This is a genomic window from Psychroserpens sp. SPM9, assembly GCF_025153525.1.
Taxonomy (GTDB): domain Bacteria; phylum Bacteroidota; class Bacteroidia; order Flavobacteriales; family Flavobacteriaceae; genus Psychroserpens.
In genome coordinates this window covers 160,805-181,797 of record NZ_JANZNR010000006.1, presented here as the reverse complement: position 1 = coordinate 181,797, position 20,993 = coordinate 160,805, and the positions used below count along the sequence as shown (strand labels likewise).

Genomic DNA, 20,993 nt, shown 5'->3' with positions numbered 1-20,993 from the left:
TTTTATAGTATTAAGGTACAAAATTTAGAAGACTTTGTCTAAAAAGTGTTGGATGCTTTTTTGATGTGCTTGAATCAATTCTGCTCTGGCATTTTGAATATCACTTGGCTTTTTGTCTTGAGATAATTTGAATTTTCCTTCCCAATCGGTGATTGTAATTTTAAACATTTTAATATAATCAAGATTACGATCTAATCTGGGGTTGTCTGGCTCTAAAGTGTATTTTGGGTTTGGAGCTTCTAAAAATTCGGTCATCGTAATTAACGATTGCTTCAATGCCGATTTACTTTCAATAGCTTCAACAGTTCCTTTGATATGAACTTTAATATAGTTCCATGTTGGGAGTTGGGTGCTGTTGTATATACTTGGTGAAATGTAGCAATCGGGTCCTGAAAACAGAACGGTTACATCTGCATGCTTGTTTAGTAGTTGGGCTTGCGGATTGTAAATATCGATATGTCCAATGAGTTTTCCGTCTTCATAAATCAACGGTAAATGAGAAATTAAAGGCTGATTATTTTCCACAGAAATAACTGTAGCTAAGGGATAAGTCTTAATAACCTCAATCATGTGATTTTGGTCATTATCCTGATGATGTTTTGGTGGGTAATTCAATGGTTTTAGTTTGTTTCTAATTAATCAAAAGTCATTTCAAGTGTATATGATTTAAACCTAAACTCCAAATTGCCTTAAGTGATGGTCTAAGTGCTTGTATTGCATTTGTCCCCATTGTTGTGCGGTAAAGTATCCAAATCCAGGATGAGGTTTCCATTCGGTTTTATCGCGATGTAAATACGCTTCTTCAATGAGAGCTTTGAGCGTGGCAATCTCAGTATTAAAATTTTTATCATTTTTTGGTTTTAAAAACTTAGCCGTTGGTAATCCTTTTCGCCAAGTAGAATCGTTGTACAGTGATTTTTTAAAAAACACTTTTGCCAGCCAGTTTGGTTTGAGTCCGTAATCATTTTTTTCTAACATGATGTTTAGCGGACCTTGACAATGCCAAGCCATTTGCCCAATACTCATTTTTCCCCAACGCGCTTTGTTATGTTCATTGAGTTGATCTATGCGGTTTAAAATTTCCTGATGTGCTTCGGAAGAAAATAAAGATTTCATAATAATATAGTATTTTTTCTATATTTTGAATTAAATTTAATGCCCTTTAAAATTACAATATTAAAATATATAATGGCTGAAAAATCAGATTCAATATCTATCAAAAATTGGTCTCATAAGGATCAACCAAGAGAAAAACTCCGCGATAAAGGAAAATCAACGTTGAGCGATGCTGAATTGATAGCCATAATTTTAGGATCTGGCAATAGAGACGAGAGTGCAGTTGCTTTAAGTCAGCGTATTTTAGCAAGTGTCAATCATAATCTTAATGAACTCGGTAAACTTACTTTAAAGCAGTTGATGGCCTTTAAAGGTATAGGAGAAGCTAAAGCCATTTCAATTCTTGCCATGATGGAGTTGGGGAGAAGACGTCGTGGAGAAGAAGCCCTAAAAAAGCAAAAAATCAGTTCTAGTGTGTCAGTATTTGAATTAATGCAACCTGTCATTGGCGAGTTGCCTCATGAAGAATTCTGGATCATCTATCTCAATAATTCAAATAAAGTAATTCAAAAACACCAATTGAGTAAAGGCGGTATTACAGGTACTTTGGTTGATGTGCGTTTAGTGCTCAAAAATGCCCTAGAAGTGGGAGCAGTAGCTCTTATCTTAGTTCATAATCATCCATCGGGAACATTAAAACCAAGTGAAGCCGATAAAAATCTAACTCAAAAATTAAAAACAGCAGCAGCGAGTTTAGATATTAAAGTGTTAGACCACCTCATTATCACAGAAAAAGCATATTTTAGTTTCGCAGATGAACAATGTCTATAAGTATTACATTTAATAGAGCACTTTCTAAAGGCAACTAGAAAATTAACATAAGATGGATTAGGCAATTTATGCTGCATTCTTTTTTAATGATTAATTTTACCAAACATCAAATACCCAAAATCAATATTGCTATTAGTCTATACACATAAAATCACACCTAGAGTTCGTTATGCGTTTAAGCATTTATGTACCAGAATACTTGGTGTGCCTGTGAGTTTTACAACCACTATTGAGGAGTTTATTGCGCATGATAGTTTGAAAATGTCGTACACACGACAACCCTTAAGTAATGAGGTATTTATTAAAAATCATGAGCTATTGTTTGAGCAAGGTGTATCTGATGTAGATATCAACGTTCATGATTGGGAAGATACCAAATGCTTTTTTACTACAGGAGACAAGAGCGCTCTACCTTTCGATATTTTTGCTGCATCTTTTTATTTGTTAAGTCGCTATGAAGAATACCTGCCTCATGTTAAAGATAATTTCGGTCGTTTTACTGCTAAAGAAAGTTTAGCATTCAAGCATCAGTTTCTCGATCAACCTGTGATAGATATTTGGGCATATAAACTTAAATCTGTTTTAGAGCAAAAGTTTGAAGGCTTTACTTTTCCGAAGCGGCATTATACAGTGCAGCCTGTGATTGATGTGCCAACCGCTTATTATTTTAAGCAAAAAGGTTTAATGCGAACCGTTGGTGGCGCTTGTAACGATTTATTGCGACTTAAATTTAAACGATTTTATAACCGTTTTCTTGTTTTGTTTGGTTTTAAACGTGACCCTTATGATACGTTCAAATGGATAATTAATAAGCAAAAGCGATACCCTTTTAAGTTTATTGTTTTTTTCTTAATTGGAGACTATTCAACCTATGACAAGAATATAAATGTCAACAAAAAGCAGTTTGTATCATTAATTAAATCGGTTGCCGATTATTGTAAAGTCGGATTAAAAGCCTCCTATTTTTCTTTAGATGATATTGATATTCTAAAAAAGGAAAAGAAAAAGATGGAGTTTATTACCAATTATGAACTCGAAGCCACCCGAAATTCGTTTTCAAAAATCAATTTGCCAACGTCGTATCGCAACCTTACCGAACTTGAAATTAAAAACGATTTCACCATGGGATACCTCAATTATATGGGGTTTAGAGCGGGTACATGCACACCTTTTTTATTTTACGATTTAGATTATGAAACGCAAACGCCATTACTTATTAATTCGTTTCATTGTATAGATCATGCCCTATTAAAACACCAGTCCCAACTCGATAAAAAACAAAAACTACAAGGTTTAATTAATGCTGTAAAACGTGTTAATGGCACTTTTACACCGGTGTTTCATAATTACACCTTTGGAAGTGATGAAAAATGGAAAGGCTTTAAAAAAATATTCACTCAAATATTAGAATCTGCAGATGAAATTAAAAGGGATTAATCACATATTTTTTGATTTAGATCATACGCTCTGGGATTTTGATAAAAACTCGGCATTAACCTTTGAGAAAATTTTTGAAATACATCAGCTTCAGGTAAAGTCGAAAGATTTTTTGAGCGTTTATGAACCTATAAACCTCAATTATTGGAAACTGTATAGAGAAGAAAAAATTGATAAAGCATTGTTGCGTTATAAACGTTTAAAAGATACGTTTGATGCTATTGAATTCAAGGTTTCAGATGAAATAATCAATCAACTGTCTGAAGGCTATATTACACATCTCACGACATTTAATCACCTTTTTGAAGGCACTTTTGAACTCTTAGATCATTTGAGTCAAAACTACCAATTGCATATCATTACCAACGGTTTTGAAGAAGCGCAACAGCGCAAAATGGACAATGCACAGATTTCAAAATACTTCAAAACAATTACCAATTCTGAAACTGCTGGCGTAAAAAAACCAAATCCTATAATTTTCAATCATGCTTTACATTTAGCTAAGGCGCAACCTCAAGAAAGTATTATGATTGGGGATAATTACGAAGCTGATATTTTAGGAGCAATAGCAGTTGGTTTAGATGTCATTTTGTTTAATTATCACGACTATAATGTGGATGATTCTATCAAAAACGTCAAGCAATTACTAGAGATAAAAAAGTATTTATAATATACGTTTTACGACATAAAAATCGTTTAATCATAAATTGAACGTTATGAAAAGATTCAAAAAAGTAGTGTTTGGATTAATATGCTTGATGCTTATTTTTCTTAATTCCTGTGTGAGTGATGTCGATTTTGATCAAACCGAAAACATCCTGCCAACACCAGTTTTTGAATCCAGTTTAATGTATTCCAATTTGGAAGCGCCTAATTTTATAGACGAAGCCACACAACAAGAAGTCATCATACTTACCGATACCACACGTTTAGAGTATATCAATTCTGATTTTTTTGTAGACCAACTTATAAAAACCAATTTAAACTTTCAGTTTGCAAATAGCTTAGATCGACATTTTAGCATTGATTTTGAGTTTGTTAATGATGCTGACGAGCTACGTTATCTTGCAGAAATTGAAGTGCCACCAGGACAGCCCAATGCTCCCAGTGTTGTGGTGTCCAATTTTTTAATTGAAGAGCCTGAACTTTCGGTCTTTGAAGAAGCGACCAAGCTTATTTTTAAAATCACCTTACCGCCATCAACCAATCCCATTGATACTAATACTTTAGGACGCTTAGAACTGGATTCTAAAGTGACTTTTTATTTCGAATTGTAAATCTAATGCGCTGTAAAACACTTTGCATACTGCTCTTTATAACAAGTTTGGTCGACAGCCAGAACAAAGAGCTTATGTATGATTTTAATGTGATTCCGCAGACGCTTAATCAAAATCCTGGAGCTTTGGTGACCTTCGATAAACATTTCGGAATCCCTTTATTATCACAGTTTCATGTCAATTTTGGCAGTTCTGGAGTATCGGCTTATGATATTTTTAGAGACGATGGCGTGGACATAAATATCAAAATTGGAAATGCGATAAACGCCATGTCGCATCGGGATTATTTTACTTTAAATCAGCAATTAGACATCATAAATGGCGGTTGGCGAAAAGATGAAACTACTTACTTTTCCTATGGTATGTATGAAGAAGTCGATATGATTTCTTATTTCCCAAAAGATGTGGCAGTATTACTTTGGGAAGGGAATGCCAATCATATTGGACGCTCTTTTTCTTTAAATGATGTGAGTTTTAAAGCCGAATTATTATCAGTTTTTCACTTCGGAATTAATAAACAAATCAATAAAAAATTCACTTTGGGAGCAAGAGCTAAGATCTATTCAAGCATTGCGAATGTAAACAGTGTAAATAATTCAGGAACCTTTACGACCCGCGAAAGTACCACAGGTGATAATGTTTACGAACATGTGTTTCAGGCTTTAGACGGAAGGGTGCAAACCTCAGGAATCGCCCCGTTGATTGGTGATGAAAATTCCGATTTTAGTAAGGATATTAAAACCCTTAGAAAACGGATTTTATTTGGTGGAAATTTAGGGCTGGGAATTGATGTCGGTTTTACCTATCAACTCAAAGAACAACATATTATTACTGGAAGTTTACTGGATTTTGGTGCTATTTTTCATTCCAAAGATGTGGAGACCTATCATCTCAATGGTAGCTATACAACTGAAGGTTTAGAACTCATTTTTCCACCGCTTTTAAATGCTGAAGGCACCACGCCTTATTGGCAAAATTTAGAAGATGAGTTCGACGAAAATATCAAAATAGATACTTTAAAAAACAATTACGTAACATGGCGCTCATCAAAAGTAAATTTGTCGTATCGCTATAATTTCGGAAAGGGAAACGGACAAGATTGTGATTGTTATGCAGGTCAAAAACCCTATCAAAATGCCTTAGGATTACAGTTGTTTTCGGTTTTCAGACCCAGACGACCACAGTTTGCGGCAACAGCATTTTATTACAGGCGCTTGTTTGATTTTTTAAAATTAAAGGCCACGTATACAGTAGATGCATTTTCGCTTCGCAATTTTGGTTTGGGCGCATCCCTACACATAGGACGGTTTAATATGTACCTTATGGGGAATAATTTGTTTGAATTACAAAATATTTCTAAAGCACAAAGTGTATCTTTACAATTCGGAATAAACTTAATATTTGATTCAAATGACTAGAATACTTTTATTTATTGCATTTACAATCGTATGCCAATGGCAGAGCTTTGCACAGGAAAAAATAAATAACTACAAATACATTATTGTGCCTAATCAGTTTGATTTTCAAAAATCTGAAGATCAGTACCAGTTAAATTCTTTAACAAAGTTTTTATTCAATAAATACGGTTATACAACGCTTTCTGAAAATGAAGAATATCCTAAGGATTTAGGTTTGAATCATTGTTTGGCACTCAAAGCAGTTCCGAGCGAGGTTAAAGGCGGATTCTTAGTGACTAAGATTAAAATCGATTTAATAGATTGTAAAAACCGAGTGATTGCTACTTCCGAAGTTGGTAGATCTAAACTAAAAGATCGTAAAAAAGCCTATCATGAAGCCTTTAGAGCGGCCTTTGAGACTTACCAGTTTTATGATTATAAATACAATGGCGATACCTCTACAAGCCAAGTTGCATCTAATGTAGAGATGCCTACAACAGTATCTAAAACCGAAGTCAAGGCCACTGTCAATTCAGAAGAAAAGCCAGATATAGTTGAAGAATCGGTTAATGTTAATGCAAAAGATCAACCTGTGTCTATGCCCAATGGTGCAGATGCTAAAGATATACTTTATGCACAACCAATAAAAGGAGGGTTTCAGGTTGTTGACACCGAACCTAAAAAAGTGATGATTTTACTGTATTCTGGAGCTCCAGATACTTTTATAGTACAAGGTAAAGATGCTGTGGTATACAAAAAAGGAGATATTTGGGTGTATGCTGAAAACAATGGTGAAAATCTTCAGGTTGAAGACATTAATTTAAAATTCTAATACCCATATTTGTCTTTCCATCGCGATTTTAAAAAGTCTCGTTGTGCATTTTCTCGGGCATTATTCCCGGGATTATACAAGGTTGTATTTTTTATTTCCTCGGGTAAAAATTCATGAGGGACAAAGTTATTTTCATACTTATGGGCATATTGATAATTATCACCATAGCCGAGTTCTTTCATTAATTTTGTAGGCGCATTTCTAATAGATAACGGAACCGATAAATCACCAGTTTCTTTTACCAGTTGCTGTGCTTTACCAATAGCTTCATAGGCAGCGTTACTTTTTGGAGATGTTGCTAGATACGTAGTACACTGGCTTAAAATAATTCGGGATTCTGGGTATCCAATAATAGATACTGCTTGAAAGGTATTATTGGCGATAACTAGAGCAGTCGGATTAGCATTACCAATATCTTCGCTTGCTAAAATTAGTAAACGACGTGCAATAAACTTGACATCTTCTCCGCCTTCAATCATTCGAGCTAACCAATATACTGCGGCATTGGGGTCACTACCTCGAATCGATTTTATAAATGCTGAAATTATATCATAATGTTGTTCGCCAGTTTTGTCATAACGAACCGTGTTGTTCTGTACTTTATCAGAAACTACAGCATTCGTGATTTCGATAGTTTCATCACTGTCAAATGAGGTGATGATGAGCTCAAAAATATTCAGTAGTTTTCTTGCGTCGCCACCAGATAGCCTTAAAAGTGCATCGGTTTCTTTTAGTTTAATTTGGCGTTTCGAAATCAGTTCATCTTCAGTAATTGCTCTTTGTAATAAGGCTTCTAAGTCGGTTTTTTCAAAAGAATTCAATACGTAAACCTGACACCGCGATAAGAGTGCAGGAATCACTTCAAAGCTCGGGTTTTCGGTTGTGGCACCAATAAGAGTCACCCAGCCTTTTTCTACAGCTTGCAGTAATGAATCTTGTTGAGACTTACTAAAACGATGAATCTCATCAATAAAAAGAATGGGGTTTTTAGTCGTGAATAAACCACCGCTTTGTTTCGCTTTGTCAATAACATCTCTAATGTCTTTAACACCAGAATTAATAGCACTCAAGGTGTAAAACGGACGCTTAGATTCATTAGCGACAATATTGGCTAATGTTGTTTTTCCTGTTCCTGGAGGTCCCCAAAAAATCATGGAGGCTATAACACCTTGTTGCAATTGCTGGGTTAAAACGCCAGTTTTTCCAACTAAATGTGACTGACTTAAATAATCGTCAAGAGTTTGCGGACGTAATCGTTCTGCTAAAGGTTCGTTCATAAGTGTAAAATTACAAAAAACGAATGTGACAATATTTCATAGTTTTCATAAATGGAGAGTATTTTGCTATTTAAATTTTAAATTTAGACTATGAGTCAAAACCAGCAACATTTTAAATACTCTACAGGCGTAATTGCATACCCTTTGTTTTTTGTGCTTTCCCTTTGGATTGTTTTTTGGATGCAGGTTCGCTTTTTTCCGTCTATTAAACGACTTGGTGTCTATCCGCAAAAATTAGAAGGCCTTTTAGGAATCATTACGAGTCCGTTTATCCACGCCGATATAGAACATTTATACCATAATAGTATTCCGTTGTTTGTCTTATCTGTGGCTTTATTTTATTTCTACAGAAAAATCTCATGGAAAGTGTTGTGCTACGGCATATTGCTTTCGGGCTTGTTTACATGGCTCATTGGTAGGCCAGCAAATCATATTGGAGCCAGCGGATTGGTATATGTCTTAGTGAGTTTTATTTTCTTTAAAGGCATTTTTGCTAAGCATTACCGATTAGTTGCCTTATCCTTAATTGTTGTATTTCTCTACGGAAGTATGCTTTGGTACGCATTTCCTGTTAAAGACGGAATGTCTTGGGAAGGTCATGCTGGCGGACTCATTTCTGGGTTGATTTTTGCGCTTATTTTTAGAAAAGCTATAGCAAAACCAGAACGTTACGTATGGCAGGAGCCAGATTATAATGAAGAAGATGATCCGTTTTTGAAGCATTTTGATGAAAACGGAAACTTTATAGAAATCTTAGAACCTGAACTAGAGGAGGAGTCAATACCTGAGGATACGGGTGTAAATTATAACTATACGTTTAAAGAAAACAAAGACAAGGAATAACTTTAAAGCCGTTGTCTAACCGCTTCATATAAAAACGCCCCACAAGCCACCGAAACATTAAGTGATTCTATTTCGCCTAGCAAAGGAAGTTTGGCTTTATCGTCTGCAACTTTTAATACCGAAGGATTGATGCCTTTCCCTTCAGACCCCATGATTATAGCACAAGGTTCTTTAAATGATACATCGTAAATGGTGTTGTCTGTTTTTTCGGTCGCTGCAATAACTTTGATACCGCTAGCTTGCATGTAAAACACTGCATCTTTAATATGGTCTACTTTGCAAATTGGCATTTTGAAAATGGCGCCAGCACTGGTTTTAATGGCATCACCGTTAACAGGAGCACCGCCTTTTTTCTGAATAATAATTCCTGAAACTCCAGTACATTCAGCAGTACGAACAATAGCACCAAAATTACGTACATCACTCAGTTGATCTAATAATAAAAATAGAGGTGTTTTACCAGATTCGATGACATTCATCACTAAGTCTTCAAGATCATGAAATGTAATTGGAGCGATTTGCGCAATGGCACCTTGGTGGTTCTTTTTAGAAAGACGGTTAAGTTTTTCTACGGGAACATAGGAACAGTTTAAGCGTTCTTTTTTAAGAAGCTGCTCTAATTCTGAAAATAATTCACCACGCAATCCTTTTTGAAGAAATATTTTATCAATGTTTTCTCCAGACTTTATAGCTTCAATTACGGCACGTATACCAAAAATGGTCGTTTCTTTTTCCATGGCTCAAAGGTATAAAAAAACCATTCTAAAAATAGAATGGTTTTTAAATGTGTTTTATAAATTACTGTTTGATGATTTTTTTACTAATGTTATGCTTGCCAGCATAAATCTGTATAAAATAAACTCCAGAATTAAAACTTGAAATATCAATAGAACTAGTATGAGTTGCCTCATGAATTTTTTGTCCTAGCATCGAGTACAATTCAATCTTGTCAATAGTATTAGTTGCTGAAACATGAACAAGATTTGATGTTGGGTTTGGGTAGATTTTGAAATTGACAAGATCTAAATCATCTACACTTAAGTTTTCACAAGGTGTAAGGTCTGGGTTTAATTCTAGTGTATTTCCTGGTGTTAAATCTCGCCCTGTAAAAGCAGCATAATTTGTAGGGTATTTAATCGCTCTAAATAAAGGGTTATTTGCAGGTGGTGGATTACCTTGATTGGTTGTTGAGCCATCTCCGTTATTAACCGGATTCACATACCTCCAAACCTCATTTTCATTACTGTCTATTTCAAAAATTTCACCTGAGCGTCCTTCGCAGATTAATAAGTTTCCGTTAGGCAAACGTTGGGCACTGCTTAAAATTGGTGAATAGAATTCGGAAGGCGAAGTCGATTGATCCGAATAAGAATATTCAGCAACTAATGGCCCATAAGCAGTATTAGGTGTATAATCATAAATTCCTGGAGCTGTTGTTGGAGGATCTATGATTGTGGCTTCAGAATATTCTGGAAATCTTCCGTTCCCATTATTAAAAATGAGAAGCTTACCAGCATCTACTAAACCACTTTCAATATAATGCGCATAATGTTGTCCAAATAAGGTTTGGTCTGCAGGAGTCCCTTGTTTATAGGCTAAAGGATTACCCCATCGGTATAAAAAATCGCCGCCTTTGCCATAAGTTCCGCCTGTACTTGTAGCAGATTCGGCTATAGTGGTTGAGTGATCTATAATATAAATTTCACTTAGATTTCGAGAGCTTATTACGATTTGGTCCAAATTCTCATCGTACTGTATGGAATTAAAATGAAGCCAATTTGCGCTTCCAGAACCGCCATTTAAGAAATTAATATCTAGTTTGCCAGGACTCATTGCAACATCACCAAAATTATCTTTAGTTGGGTCAAAATCCTGAATGAGGTGATCTTTAACATTCCAGTCCCAAACAACATTGGCTTGGTCGACGCCAACAGGTTCTACTTCAAAGATACGTTCGTTATAGAGTCTGGTGTCGTTCATATTATTGGGGTCTCTTCCTGCATCAATAGCTTCAGCAGCTGTCATGGTTGTCACGGCAAGAATCAACACATTACCATTAGGCATTGGGTAAATATCATGGTGCTGTCTGAAGTCGTTTGTATTATATAGATAAGACCAAATTAAATCACCTTCCCAATTAAATAATTCTATAACACCACCTTGTCCTCCAAACGTAATATTACTACTTGTATCGGTGACACGACCAGCTCTTAATAAATTGCCATTGGGTAGTAAGTAAACAGCATTTCCTGGAGGGTAAGCACTTTCCCATTGGTTAATGATTTCACCGCAATTATTAAATAAGTAAGATTTTGTATATGCTGTGATAAGTGTATAAGCATCAAAGGCATCTTCAGTAATGGCTATAGTTCCTACGGTATTCTGGCTTTGGGAAACGCTAAAAAGTATAAAAGTAAAATAGAGGAGTAATTTTTTCTTCATAGTATAGTTCTTCAATGGGTATTAGAAACTAGATTTTAACAAACCTAATACTTATATGCTAAACTAAACTTTAAGAAAATAAATTTAACATATTTGAGATGTTAAATTTACTGCTATTACTAATAAAAAAACCACCAGAATTCTGGTGGCTTTTTATTTGTTTTATTTCAATGTTTATTGATTTTTTAGTCGTCTCTTTTCTTCGAGAGTCAACCTATAATCAGCAAACCTGCCTTGAGCAATTTGCGTATCATTACTATCGGTAATGGTATAAGTGTTACCTGTTTTTTCAACAGTAAATGAAGTGATAGCATTATCATTACCATCGTTTAATCCACCATCATTTAAAGGAAACAATGTCGATAAATCAACAGATTCCACAAAAACACCTGCTTTCATAAAATCTATAGAAACAGGAATGTTATCACCATCTGCCGATGTATTGCCATTAGCAGTCCAAAAACTGGCATCGATGGTATAAAACCCATCAGCATCAGAACTAAGAATTGTTAGTTCTTCAGGGCAATCATTGTAGCTAGTTTGAACATATGCACCTCCATAGATAAGTTCTAAATCGAGGTCCAAGCCAGCATCAATGTCGCAAGCATCGGCACCGCTATCCAGATAATCACCAGCCCAATTAAGTCTGGCAACCAAGTCATTCCCAACAAAATCATTGATAATGATACTAATGTCTTCTTCGATAGTAGCATTCATTAATGAAGTCGCAGATAATCTCAGATTAACTGTTTCGGTACCTTCAGGAATGAAATCTTGAAGTGTTTCGATATTTAGTTCTATCGTTTCAGTGAATGCTGGAAAGGACGCCACATAACCTGTTCCGCCTAAATAACCATATTCAAACCAACCAGATTCGAACCAGGTTGGATAAGGTACTTCAATGGCATCAAATTGAACTCTGTCATAGAATCCATTACCAGTTGTTGGGTCGCCTTCAGCCGTTACAACTGGGTTTCCATCGGCATCTAAAATGTCAATTCTGATATCAATTTTTTCTGCGACAGGATATTCTACATCAAGGATGAACGTTGCTGTTTCGCCTTCGGTAACTGTAACAGAGTTACTCATTAGTATGAGTTCAGGTTTACCTCTTCTAGGAATCGAATCGTCGTCTTCACATGAAACGCTTACGAAACCTAAAAGGAACACAAGTACTAAGGTGTAACTTATTTTTTTATGTATATTTTTCATATTATTTTTTTGTATTAAAGTGGTGTATAAACTGAGACTCCATTTTCGCCATAACCTTCGCAGAACCATGATATGGTAATCACTCCTGTGTCTGGATCTACCGCATTGACGCCACCTTCTAATGGCACAACTGCACCCCAGGGATCTGTTTGGTTTTCCCAAGAGATATCACCACAGTTTTCAGTGAATTCAACATCAAAACTGGTTGCTCCGGTTCCGTAGGCATCTGCATAAGGTCCAGAGCTGTATAAGCCACTAGACATATCGAAGACTCTATATAAACCGTCGCCTAAAGCTTCGATTTCAATATCGGTGGTTTGCGGATTGTATGCAGGCAAGAAATCATGATACCCATAAGTTGTGGTAACACTATACATGCCTCCAATATCAGAAAAGCAAATTCCATTGATATTAATAGTTAAGGTTTTAAACGAGTCTGCAACTTGGCTATTACTTGCAGACGTAATATTAAGTATTAAGGTTTTAGGATTATCTACATCAATAACTCCAGAATAAAAATTGATATCTAGAGTGCCAAATTCGCTGTTTTGCGGAATGGTAATTGATTGTGATGAATCTACAAAGTCGTAATCCGTTCCGGCAACAGCTGTAGAACTCTGGTCGACTTCAAAACTTACAGTAATACTTGGGTTGCTTGAGAAGTCCTCTCCTCCAAATAAAACGATATTTTCACTGTACATATTGACGGCTCCATCGGTGACAAATGCAGGAGAAGCTTCACTGTTATTAAATCCAACGACAAAAGGAGTGTTGGCGAGGTCTGATTCTAATTGCTGCGGATCATCGTCTATACTACACGAAATCATGAGTTGCATGCTTAGAATGGTTAATAAAATACATTTAATTTTTTTCATAATCTTTTTTTTTAGTTAACATCCCAAAAAATTGAAGAATTGAATGCAGTATCTACAGTTTGATTGTAAACACTAACATTTGCAGAATTCCCCGTGTATTCTGATGTTGGGTAAAGTAATCGTAAGGGTCTATTTGGTCTGTTTGTGATATCTGGAAGCGGCATATTACTTGGGTATCCGGTTCTGGTATACTCAATCCAAGTTTCAGCTCCATTCGTTCCACCTAAATCAATCCATTTTTGGGTGATGATGGCTTCCAATTTATCTGCAGTACCATCCCAACCAATTCCACTAACATTATTAGCATCATTTAGGTAAGTTCCTATAGATGCACCCAATCTATTAAACGATGATTGAATGGCACTTTCAAACAAACCCTTAGCGTTTCCAGAATTTAGTAAGCCTCTGAAAACGGCTTCAGATTGAAGGAATAAAGCTTCGGAAGCAGTCATAATATAACCATCTTGTTCTGGAGACATGAGTAATCCAGGACCAATACGTGAAGGTTGTTCACCACCACCTTGAGTATTTCCTTGAATGGAAGCTTGACCAGATCGCGTGGCATATAATCGTTCTAATCTTGTATCAGAAACGCCATTAGTCGTTCCGTTTAAGAATTCGACCAAAAAGGTTGTTGGTCCGGCTCTAAGGTTATTAAAAGTTTGGTTTGCAGTATTGCCAAATTGACCAGCATCATATCCAAATGTTTCAACGAATGGGTTCATTCGGTCTACTTCATCAGAATAGCCTGGATTGATAGTAACATTTTCTCCGACACCTAAAAATGTAGCATTATTAAGTGTAGCAAATTCAGTATTGAGAACAGTTTGTAAATCTGGTGATGATTGAGCCGCATCAGAGACACGTAATAACATTCTCAATTTTAAGGTATTTCCAAATTTAATCCACATACTCATATTTCCACCCATGATCACATCGTTAGAACCCATACCAACAGCAGTGCTTGTATCTGTGTTTTGAATTTGTTCTATAGCATCATTAATATCATTAATCAAGGCTACATATACGTCGACTTGATTGTCATATTCAGGAAAGAGTAAATCTCCACGTTGATGAATATCAGTAAAAGGAATATCACCATATAAATCGACTAAATATTGAAAATAGAAAGCTCTATAAATTTTAGAAGCCCCTTTGAAATAATCATAATTATCGTCGTAATCATTTTCAATGATTTGAGTTAGATTTCCAGTTCTTGCCATTAAATTATCCCAGATTCCGCTGTAAAAATCGGTAGTTAGCTGGTATTGGAATTCAGTAAAGTAAGGCGCTTGAACCTGTTGTGCGTTACCAGACCATGTGGCAATCATTGTATTTCCCAGTTCGTTCATGGTACTCATGAGCGTTTCAGAAGGTACAGTAAGTGCTCCTGGCAAGATCACTTCCGGAGGTAATTCATCAATAAGGACACCATTAGGATCTTCATTCACGAGTACATCGTTACAAGAAAATGCTAGAAAAAGTAGTGTCAGTGACAACGTGTATTTTAGTTTAAATATATATTTCATTTTCTTAAAAGTTAAATTTTACATTCATTGAATAAAACTTGGTTGGAGGTGTTTGTCCGTAACCACCTATACCAGATCCAATTTCTGGGTCGTTATAACCTCTGTTTTCTTTTGGCAGAAGAACAAGTAGGTTTCTCCCGCTAATTCCTACAGATAAACCTTGAATAAAGGTATTCTCCAGAGCTTTACTTGGAAGTGTATAACTCAACGCAATTTCTCTAAGTTTGAAAGCTGTGGCATCTAGTATGAAGTTTTCATCGACACCTGTAAAGTCATCACTTTGTACAAACGATTGGTATTGAGCATAAGCCGATGGTCCTCCATAAGATGTTCCTGTAAGTACAGTTGTATTGGTTGTACCAGAGCCTTCCACCGTTGAATTTGGAAAAATAAAATAACCTCTTCCATTTTCAGCTGTTATGAAGCTACGACCTTGACCCGTTAAGTTGTTATAAATACCAGAATAGAATACATGCCCAGTTCTAAAATCGGCAACCGCACTTAATCGAAACCCTTTGTAGGTCACTTCCGTTCCAAAATTTAAAATGTAATCTGGTGTTGTTTTTCCAAGGACTTTAAGACCAGAGGCCGTTCTTGGTGAACCATCAGGATTTAAAACTACACGACCTTCGTCGTCTCTCTCGTAAGCTGTTCCTTGAATTAAAGGAAATTCTTCACCTTGAATCGCGTAGATTCCTGGAGCGCCACTACCTAATTGGTCTGCGTCGTCTGTAATTTTTGTGGCAATGGTTTTTTGAGAAGCATATCCGAAGTTTAAGTTCCATCTAAAGTCATCAGTTTTTATGGGAGTCAAGCCTAAGTCTATTTCGTAAGCATTAGTTTCAGTTTCACCAACGTTGATTCCGGCACTAAATACACTGGTTGATGATGAAACCGAAGCACTTAATATTTGATTGTCATTAGTGTAAAATGAATAACTTCCGTCTAGAGTAATTCTAGGAACACCACCTCGTCTTAATAACTCTAAGTTTAAATTAGCTTCAAAGGTGTTGATAAATTCAGGTTCAATAGCATTGTCAAAAGTTGAAGATGGAATAATAAATGAGTTGACACCTCCTGGATAAGGAAATGCTGCAGGTCTAAATCCGGTATCAAAAAGATCATGGGCTCCAAGAGCCGAAATATTTGCTGTTTTTACATAACCACCAGAGACTTTCATTTTGTGTAAAAAGTCGGACTTAATTTCAGGAAAGGCTTTGGTTGGTATAAATGATACACCAGCAGAGTAGTAGAAGAACGCAATGTCTCCAATTGTTCGACCAGCAGATTGTAATCTAGAATCCCATTCTTGACGTCCTGTAAGATTTACAAACAAATAGTCTTTGTAGTTTAAATCGATATTCGCAAATACAGCTTGCTGTCTTGTTTTTGAACTAAAGTCTGATACCGAAATACCACTAGAAATATTTTCTACAGTATAGAGACCTGGGAGTGTTAAAATGTCTCCAGATGTGGTTTGCGAGAATCCTTTGCTTTCCGTAGTATTAAAGCCTATCAGCGATTTTAAGCCAATATCTTCAGTTAAATCATAATTAAAATTGGCTATCAAATCTGTATATAAGGTTCTTGAATTATTGCTAGAAACACTTAAAGACGATTGAATATCTCTACTATCTCCAGTAACAGTATATTCCGACACATAATCGTTTGCAAAAGTGAAGGATTTGCCGCTATTGGTAACGACATTGCTTCTTAAAACAGCACTTATATTATCATTGAATTGATAAGAGAGTTCGGCAGATAAATCAGATCTTGTGTTTTCTGAAACACTTCTCTGGTTATCTCTAACCCAATACGGGCTATTTCCAAAAGCGGTCCAGTGGTCACTATTACTACCAGAATTGAAATCTGTTACATTTACATCACTTGGTAGTTGGGCTAATTCAGCATAAACACCGCTTAAACGTACAGTACCATCACTGTTGAAAATTGTACTGGAAACATCTTGGTCTTCACTAGTGAAACGCACATTTCCAGAGATTGAAAATTTGCCAAATGTTTTACCTGCACTAAGCGCTAAGAAATCCTTTTTGTAGGTGTCTTTCGGGATGATACCATCTGTCGTCCTTCTATTGGCTGTTAAAGAATAAAACCCTTCACTATCTCCTCCAGAGAGAGTTATCGTATTTTGAAGTGCCACACCTGTATTAAAAAAGTCTTTCATATTGTCTTTTTTAAATTCATAGGTATTGTATCTGAAATCTGTAACGGTGGGATAAGGTAAACCAACTGGTTGAATAGAACCATCATATTCTGGTCCCCAAGACCCTTGGTCAAAGGCATCTATTTCTCCCCAATAGCCTTTTCCGTATCGGTCTTGAAGTTGAGGAAGAAACGCTATTTCCTCAAGAGTTAGAGTAGAGGCGTAAGCAACATTGAGTTTGCCTTGATTTTTGGTTCCTTTTTTTGTAGTTACAATAATAACACCATTACCACCGCGAGATCCGTAAAGCGCTGCTCCATTCGGACCTTTAATAATATTAATAGATTCTATGATTTCTGGATCTAAATCTGATAAAATTGTCGCAGAAGAAATAACATTATCTATAACAACTAATGCTGAGTTGGATCCCGAAAGCGATCGGGTACCTCTAAGTCTAATGGAGGTTGAAGGATTAACACCCGTATTAGTGGTATTAATTTGTAATCCCGAAACTTTACCTGCAAGTGATTGCACTGCATCAGGATTATTTGCCGATGTAATCTCTTCAGCTTTAAGGTTTTCATAAGCTGTTGTAATTTCATCTGGTTTTCTCTTGATACCTACAGCGGTAACGACAACTTCGTCTAAGGACTCGGCATCTTCGATCATGGTAACATTTACAGTGTTAGATTCACCTACAGTAATTTCTTGAGTTTTTAAGCCTACATAAGAGAATACTAAAATGTCTCCAACATTACTTTGAATGGTGTAATTACCATCAAAGTCGGTTTGAGTCCCTGTGGTTGTTCCTTTAATGAGAATGTTAACGCCTGGAAGCGGCAGAGCAGATTGGTCTGATACGGTTCCAGAAATTGTTTTTTCTTGTGCTAACGTGAGTTGCACAGCTAACAGTAATAATACGGTTAGTGCTTTGCATAGAGTTTTTTTCATACTTTGAGTTTGAGTTAAAATTGGTCTTAAGCCAAATTTCTTAATAAAAAGTTAATAAAACAATCTAGATGTTAGAAAGTTTTCTATAATTATGTTAAAATAGGTAAGATATTATCGGGAATACAATTAAATCAGAATGTTGTTGTCAAACTCAGATGGATTTTTGAATCTGATAATTTGAATTTTTGATTCTCAGTTTTTCCGCTGGAATAATTAAATCGAAACAGTCCAGCTTTGGTTAATAGTCCAAATCCGAAGCCAAACCCAAAGAGTTTTCCTTTTTGATTAGCGATTTGATTTTCAAAATAAGCAGCATCAATTACAGAGTGCACATAGATCGTGTTATTGAGTTTGTATCTGTATTCGGTATTTAAAACCCCATAGAGGTTAGCAATTAGACTATTTTCTTCAAAGCCTCGAATAGAATTGATACCACCAAAACGAGGAAGTTCATTTTCTAAATAGGTGTCTGAGACCAGATAATTACCACTAAACTTTCCGTAGATGCTATTTTTAGCATTCAAATTAAATATTTTAAAAGTATTTAAATAAAAGTTAGATTGGCGCTCGTCTATGGTTTCGTAGGTGCGATTTCCAAAACCGGTCGTGATATCGAATAAGAAATTTACAGGAAACAGTAATTCGTAATTTTGTCGTTTAGTATAGGTGTAATTAATAAAGTATTGGTTTGACTTGTAATCTGTAATTAGGGTTGTTGGTAGCTCTAGTAAGTCGGTTGAATTCACCGAATTAATTCCAGCCGAAATCGCATGCTTACTATTCACTTGATATTTAATTTTGGCAGCCTGACTTACAGTTACAAACGACGAATCTCTTTTAAATATGTTTAAGTTTAAATCGAGCCCGATAGGGGAACTAAAAAGATAAGGCGCTCCAATTTTTAAATCGAAAGTTTGTTGGTCATTTTCATCACTTTTATATAAGAGTTTTAATGATTCTCCGTAATTAAGATTATTAGTAAGATTTAAATCAAGATAACCGTCAAATTCAATTTTATTTGTGCTTTCATTGGTGCCAAATCCTAAGAAGCCATCAAAGGTGTTACTTCTCGCTTTTTCAAGATACATATATAATATGGTAGAGTCTCGAGTAAAAAGAACTTCGGGGTCTTTTATTTGATTCGCAAAAACCAAATCATTCAATGCGGCTGTTTTCTCTTTAATTTTTTTTAAGCTGAAGGTTTGTCCGGTTTTAATTTTTAAATAACGTTTAATAAACGACTTTGGGAATTTTTCATAACCTTTTAGTATTAACTTGTCTACGGTTCTTGATTGAGCCGCACTCACCGAAAGCGATCCAGATAATGTTTTTGGGTCAATTTTTTTAATATCATTTATAATAAGTGTACTAAACGGGTTGCCGCGATTGGCAATTTCTGAATTGATAGACTGTAAGGTGGTTTCTACCTGTTCTATCGGAATCACTAATTGCTGATTTTTATTTAGGAATCCAGTTAATTTTAAAATAGACAGATCAACTAGATTGTGGTGCTCTATGATAATAGTATTGTATTTATGTTTGATACTGAAAGTGGCTAGGTAAGAAGAATCGTTCTGTTTTTTTAAATGGCGTAATTCACTTTCAATATAACCAAGTGTGTTTAATCGTTTCTTTAAACGCTTAACTTCTAAATCTAAAGACATATAATCCTGAAATGTTTGTTGGTACCCTAAAGAGTCAATCGTTTTGGTTTCTTTTTCAGAAGTCCCAACCGCAGTTAAATACAAATTTTGGGTCAACGTTTCTGAAGACCATAATATAAATAGGAGTAAAATTAAAGGACTAATTTTTAGTGACATTCATAGAAATATTATTCAAATCTAACGGAAATTAATCAGTAAAAATATCTGACTATAAAAATAAATTGAAAAACTTTCTAAAATTAATAGCTATGGGTTTGAATTATTGATATTTATTTCTACCTTTGCAGCCCTCTAAGGAGAGGGTTTAATAAAAATTATATAGTAATATATGCCAACAATTTCACAATTAGTACGAAAAGGAAGAGCCAAAATAACCAAGAAGAGTAAATCGGCTGCTTTAGATTCGTGTCCACAAAGACGTGGTGTGTGTACTCGTGTTTACACGACGACACCTAAGAAACCTAACTCAGCAATGCGTAAGGTAGCAAGGGTTCGTTTAACAAACGGAAACGAGGTTAACGCATACATCGGTGGAGAAGGACACAACTTACAAGAGCACTCGATAGTATTGGTTAGAGGTGGAAGGGTAAAAGATTTACCAGGAGTTAGATATCACATCGTTCGTGGTGCCTTAGACACAGCAGGTGTTGCAGGTAGAACACAACGTAGATCTAAGTATGGTGCAAAACGCCCTAAGAAGTAATTAAAAACTTTAAGAAGAAGACATGAGAAAAAGAGCAGCAAAAAAGAGACCGCTTTTACCAGATCCAAGATTTAACGATCAGTTAGTAACTCGTTTCGTTAATATGATGATGTGGGATGGAAAGAAGTCTGTCGCTTTTAAAGTATTCTACGATGCTATTGATATTGTAGAATCAAAAAAGACTGATGACGAAAAAACAGCTTTAGAAATTTGGAAAGATGCCTTATCTAACGTTATGCCTCACGTAGAAGTGCGTAGCCGTAGAGTTGGTGGAGCAACATTCCAAATTCCAATGCAAATTCGTCCAGACCGTAAAGTATCAACAGCTATGAAATGGTTGATTGGTTACTCAAGAAAAAGAAACGAAAAATCTATGCCTCAAAAATTAGCTGCTGAAATTTTAGCTGCAGCTAAAGAAGAAGGAGCAGCTGTTAAGAAGCGAGTTGATACTCACAAAATGGCAGAAGCAAATAAGGCATTCTCACACTTTAGATTTTAATTTA

At 35.6% G+C, this 20,993-nt stretch carries 19 protein-coding genes; 9 read left to right on the top strand and 10 right to left on the bottom strand.

Going from position 1 to position 20,993, the window contains the following annotated elements:
• Window positions 1-24 precede the first annotated feature (24 nt).
• Complete coding sequence (locus tag N4270_RS13105) at window positions 25-615, bottom strand: FMN-binding negative transcriptional regulator (protein WP_260097753.1); 591 nt, start codon at window positions 613-615, stop codon at window positions 25-27.
• Between the two features lie 57 nt (window positions 616-672).
• A complete protein-coding gene (locus tag N4270_RS13100) occupies window positions 673-1,116 on the bottom strand; it encodes a DUF1569 domain-containing protein (RefSeq protein ID WP_260097752.1) in 444 nt (147 codons plus the stop codon).
• A 72-nt stretch (window positions 1,117-1,188) separates the two neighbouring features.
• On the opposite strand from N4270_RS13100, the gene radC reads away from it, so the two are divergent.
• The 6 genes from radC (at window position 1,189) to N4270_RS13070 (ending at window position 6,830) form a co-directional block, all read left to right on the top strand.
• Entirely contained in the window at window positions 1,189-1,887 is a 699-nt protein-coding gene (gene radC, locus N4270_RS13095; protein ID WP_260097751.1) for a DNA repair protein RadC, read from the top strand.
• A gap of 126 nt (window positions 1,888-2,013) precedes the next feature.
• The gene (locus N4270_RS13090) at window positions 2,014-3,324 is read left to right on the top strand and encodes a polysaccharide deacetylase family protein (protein WP_260097750.1); all 1,311 of its coding nucleotides are present in this window, start codon (window positions 2,014-2,016) and stop codon (window positions 3,322-3,324) included.
• Window positions 3,305-3,994 (top strand): YjjG family noncanonical pyrimidine nucleotidase, encoded by a 690-nt coding sequence (locus N4270_RS13085; protein ID WP_260097748.1) that lies wholly within the window; start codon window positions 3,305-3,307, stop codon window positions 3,992-3,994. The genes N4270_RS13090 and N4270_RS13085 overlap by 20 nt, the downstream gene beginning before the upstream one ends.
• A 46-nt stretch (window positions 3,995-4,040) precedes the next feature.
• The gene (locus N4270_RS13080) at window positions 4,041-4,601 is read left to right on the top strand and encodes a hypothetical protein (protein WP_260097747.1); all 561 of its coding nucleotides are present in this window, start codon (window positions 4,041-4,043) and stop codon (window positions 4,599-4,601) included.
• 74 nt (window positions 4,602-4,675) lie between these two features.
• Window positions 4,676-6,019, top strand: a complete 1,344-nt coding sequence (locus tag N4270_RS13075; protein WP_260097746.1) for a DUF5723 family protein — start codon at window positions 4,676-4,678, stop codon at window positions 6,017-6,019.
• Complete coding sequence (locus N4270_RS13070; RefSeq protein ID WP_260097745.1) at window positions 6,012-6,830, top strand: hypothetical protein; 819 nt, start codon at window positions 6,012-6,014, stop codon at window positions 6,828-6,830. Before N4270_RS13075 ends, N4270_RS13070 begins: the two co-directional genes overlap by 8 nt.
• On the opposite strand, the gene N4270_RS13065 is transcribed toward N4270_RS13070, so the two are convergent.
• Window positions 6,827-8,107, bottom strand: a complete 1,281-nt coding sequence (locus N4270_RS13065) for a replication-associated recombination protein A (protein WP_260097744.1) — start codon at window positions 8,105-8,107, stop codon at window positions 6,827-6,829. The two genes, N4270_RS13070 and N4270_RS13065, sit on opposite strands and share 4 nt — an antisense overlap.
• 90 nt (window positions 8,108-8,197) lie before the next feature.
• On the opposite strand from N4270_RS13065, the gene N4270_RS13060 reads away from it, so the two are divergent.
• Window positions 8,198-8,950, top strand: a complete 753-nt coding sequence (locus N4270_RS13060; RefSeq protein WP_260097742.1) for a rhomboid family intramembrane serine protease — start codon at window positions 8,198-8,200, stop codon at window positions 8,948-8,950.
• A gap of 2 nt (window positions 8,951-8,952) precedes the next feature.
• On the opposite strand, the gene rlmB is transcribed toward N4270_RS13060, so the two are convergent.
• The 7 genes from rlmB to N4270_RS13025 all read right to left on the bottom strand — a co-directional run bounded on the left by rlmB (window position 8,953) and on the right by N4270_RS13025 (window position 19,943).
• A complete protein-coding gene (rlmB, locus tag N4270_RS13055) occupies window positions 8,953-9,687 on the bottom strand; it encodes a 23S rRNA (guanosine(2251)-2'-O)-methyltransferase RlmB (RefSeq protein WP_260097741.1) in 735 nt (244 codons plus the stop codon).
• A 61-nt stretch (window positions 9,688-9,748) separates the two neighbouring features.
• A complete protein-coding gene (locus N4270_RS13050; protein ID WP_260097740.1) occupies window positions 9,749-11,392 on the bottom strand; it encodes an aryl-sulfate sulfotransferase in 1,644 nt (547 codons plus the stop codon).
• A 174-nt stretch (window positions 11,393-11,566) separates the two neighbouring features.
• The gene (locus N4270_RS13045) at window positions 11,567-12,604 is read right to left on the bottom strand and encodes a hypothetical protein (protein ID WP_260097739.1); all 1,038 of its coding nucleotides are present in this window, start codon (window positions 12,602-12,604) and stop codon (window positions 11,567-11,569) included.
• 14 nt (window positions 12,605-12,618) lie between these two features.
• Entirely contained in the window at window positions 12,619-13,479 is an 861-nt protein-coding gene (locus N4270_RS13040) for a hypothetical protein (RefSeq protein WP_260097736.1), read from the bottom strand.
• A gap of 11 nt (window positions 13,480-13,490) precedes the next feature.
• On the bottom strand, window positions 13,491-15,008 hold the full coding sequence (locus N4270_RS13035) for a SusD/RagB family nutrient-binding outer membrane lipoprotein (protein ID WP_260097735.1): 1,518 nt from the start codon (window positions 15,006-15,008) through the stop codon (window positions 13,491-13,493).
• Window positions 15,009-15,012: 4 nt separating this feature from the next.
• Window positions 15,013-18,123 (bottom strand): SusC/RagA family TonB-linked outer membrane protein, encoded by a 3,111-nt coding sequence (locus N4270_RS13030; RefSeq protein ID WP_260097734.1) that lies wholly within the window; start codon window positions 18,121-18,123, stop codon window positions 15,013-15,015.
• 131 nt (window positions 18,124-18,254) lie between these two features.
• Window positions 18,255-19,943: a POTRA domain-containing protein gene (locus N4270_RS13025; RefSeq protein ID WP_260097733.1), complete on the bottom strand. Its 1,689-nt coding sequence runs from the start codon at window positions 19,941-19,943 to the stop codon at window positions 18,255-18,257.
• A gap of 172 nt (window positions 19,944-20,115) precedes the next feature.
• Here N4270_RS13025 and rpsL point away from each other — a divergent pair, with 172 nt between their 5' ends.
• On the top strand, window positions 20,116-20,490 hold the full coding sequence (rpsL, locus tag N4270_RS13020) for a 30S ribosomal protein S12 (protein ID WP_008269190.1): 375 nt from the start codon (window positions 20,116-20,118) through the stop codon (window positions 20,488-20,490).
• A gap of 22 nt (window positions 20,491-20,512) precedes the next feature.
• Window positions 20,513-20,989, top strand: coding sequence for a 30S ribosomal protein S7 (gene rpsG / locus N4270_RS13015; protein WP_260097732.1), 477 nt, complete (start codon window positions 20,513-20,515; stop codon window positions 20,987-20,989).
• Window positions 20,990-20,993: the final 4 nt, after the last annotated feature.